Below are 2,313 nucleotides of genomic sequence, written 5' to 3' on the forward strand. Positions count from 1 at the left end.
CTTCCACTTTTCGGGACCATGCGGCTAGACCTGCAAAATCGAAGAAACGAGAAGCTGGGTGTAAGGCGCGCGCGGATCGTCGAGCACGCGGTCGGTGAGGCCGCTCTCGACGACGCGGCCGTCCTTCATCACCATCATGCGCTGCGACAGAAGCCGCGCCACCGCGAGGTCGTGAGTGACGACAATCGCCGCCAGCCCCAGATCGGTGACCAGACCGCGCAACAGGTCGAGCAGGCGCGCCTGCACCGAGACGTCGAGACCGCCGGTAGGCTCGTCCATGAAGACGAGCTGCGGCCCGGTCACCAAGTTGCGGGCGATCTGCAGGCGCTGGCGCATGCCGCCGGAAAAGGCGCGGGGCTCGTCGTCGATGCGGTCCTCGTCGATCTCGACGCGCGACAGCCAGTCAACGGCGGTGGCGCGGATCCTGCCATAGTGGCGGTCGCCGACCGCCATCAGCCGCTCGCCGACATTGGCTCCGGCGGAGACCGTCATGCGCAGCCCGTCGGCCGGGTTCTGGTGGACGAAGCCCCAGTCGGTGCGCATCAGGAAGCGGCGCTCGGCCTCGCTCATGCGGTAGAGCTCGCGCCACTGGCCGTCGCGCATCCGGTAGCTCGCGGTGCCGGAAGAAGGCAGCAGCCGGGTCGACAGGCAGTTGAGCAACGTCGTCTTGCCGGAGCCGGACTCGCCGACGACAGCCAGCACCTCGCCCGGCCAGAGATCGAAGGTGACGTTCTCGCAGCCGACGCGCGAGCCGTAGAATTTGGAGAGCGCTGAAACGCGCAGCAGCGGTTCGTCGGTCATTTCGCCTCCTTACCCTCCCCCTTGTGGGGAGGGTCGGCGCGCAGCGCCGGGGTGGGGGTTGAAGAAAGAGAAGATTGGCCGTTCCCCCCACCCGCGCCTTCGGCGCGACCTCCCCACGAGGGGGAGGTAGAGTCGGCCCGCCGCTTCTCGCAATGGTCGGTGTCCGAGCAGACGAACATGTGGCCGCCATGGTCGTCGAGGATGACCTCGTCGAGATAGACATTCTCGGCGCCGCAGAGCGCGCAGGGCTGGTCGAAGGTCTGCACCTCGAAGGGATGATCCTCGAAGTCGAGGCTGACGACGTCGGTGAAGGGCGGCACCGCATAGATGCGCTTCTCGCGGCCGGCGCCGAACAATTGCAAGGCCGGCGAACGATGCATCTTCGGATTGTCGAATTTCGGCGTCGGCGAAGGGTCCATCACATAGCGGCCTTCGACCTTGACCGGATAGGCATAGGTGGTGGCGATGCGGCCATGCTTGGCGATGTCCTCGTAGAGCTTCACATGCATGAGGCCGTATTCCTCCAGCGCATGCATTTTTCGCGTCTCGGTCTCGCGTGGCTCGAGGAAGCGCAGCGGCTCGGGGATCGGCACCTGGAAGACCAGCACCTGGCCGGCAGTCAGTGGCTGCTCAGGGATGCGGTGGCGAGTCTGGATGATGGTCGCCTTAGCGGTCTCGGTGGTGACGTCGACCTTGGCGACCTTCTTGAAGAAGGCGCGGATCGACACGGCGTTGGTGGTGTCGTCGGCGCCCTGGTCGATGACTTTCAACACGTCGTCGGGACCGATGATCGAGGCGGTGACCTGCACGCCGCCAGTGCCCCAACCATAAGGCATCGGCATCTCGCGCGAGGCGAAAGGCACCTGGTAGCCGGGGATGGCGATGCCCTTCAAAATGGCGCGGCGAATCATCCGCTTGGTCTGCTCATCGAGATAGGCGAAGTTGTAGGTGGCTATGTCGGTCGATTGGGCGTTCATTCGGCGGCCTCCCTTTTCTCTTCAGCCTTGTCCTCATTTTCCCGCGCTTCGTATTCGGCGCGCATGCGGCGCACGAGGCCGAGTTCGGCCTGGAAGTCGACATAATGCGGCAGCTTCAGATGCTCGACGAAGCCGGTCGCCTGCACATTGTCGGAATGCGAGATGACGAATTCCTCGTCCTGCGCGGCTGCGACGACATCCTCGCCGAGTTCGCCCGCGCGCAGCGCCCGGTCGCACAACGCCATCGCCATCGCCTTGCGCTCGCTCTGGCCGAACACCAGGCCATAGCCGCGGGTGAACTGCGGCGGCGCCTTGGCCGAGCCCTTGAACTGGTTGACCATCTGGCATTCGGTGACGCGGATGGAGCCCAGCGGCACGGCGAAGGGCAGCTCCGGCACATCCAGCTCCAGCTCGACCTCGCCGATGCGGATCTCGCCGACAAAGGGGTGGTTGCGCGCATAGCCGCGCTGCGTCGAATAGCCGAGCGCCAGCAAAAAGCCCTCGTCGCCGCGCGACAGCGCCTGCAGGCGGATGT

Annotated in this window: 3 protein-coding genes; all 3 read right to left on the reverse strand. The window is 65.5% G+C overall.

What is annotated here, in order from left to right; genetic code table 11:
• Window positions 1-24: 24 nt before the first annotated feature.
• Entirely contained in the window at window positions 25-801 is a 777-nt protein-coding gene (phnK, locus tag EOA28_RS32745) for a phosphonate C-P lyase system protein PhnK (RefSeq protein WP_127252042.1), read from the reverse strand.
• The gene (locus EOA28_RS32750) at window positions 798-1,778 is read right to left on the reverse strand and encodes an alpha-D-ribose 1-methylphosphonate 5-phosphate C-P-lyase PhnJ (RefSeq protein WP_245463387.1); all 981 of its coding nucleotides are present in this window, start codon (window positions 1,776-1,778) and stop codon (window positions 798-800) included. The genes phnK and EOA28_RS32750 overlap by 4 nt, the downstream gene beginning before the upstream one ends.
• Window positions 1,775-2,313: carbon-phosphorus lyase complex subunit PhnI (locus EOA28_RS32755; protein WP_189342329.1), on the reverse strand; the 539-nt coding region annotated here is incomplete at its 5' end. The genes EOA28_RS32755 and EOA28_RS32750, both read right to left, overlap by 4 nt.

Source organism: Mesorhizobium sp. M2A.F.Ca.ET.067.02.1.1 (assembly GCF_004023285.1).
Lineage (GTDB): Bacteria > Pseudomonadota > Alphaproteobacteria > Rhizobiales > Rhizobiaceae > Mesorhizobium.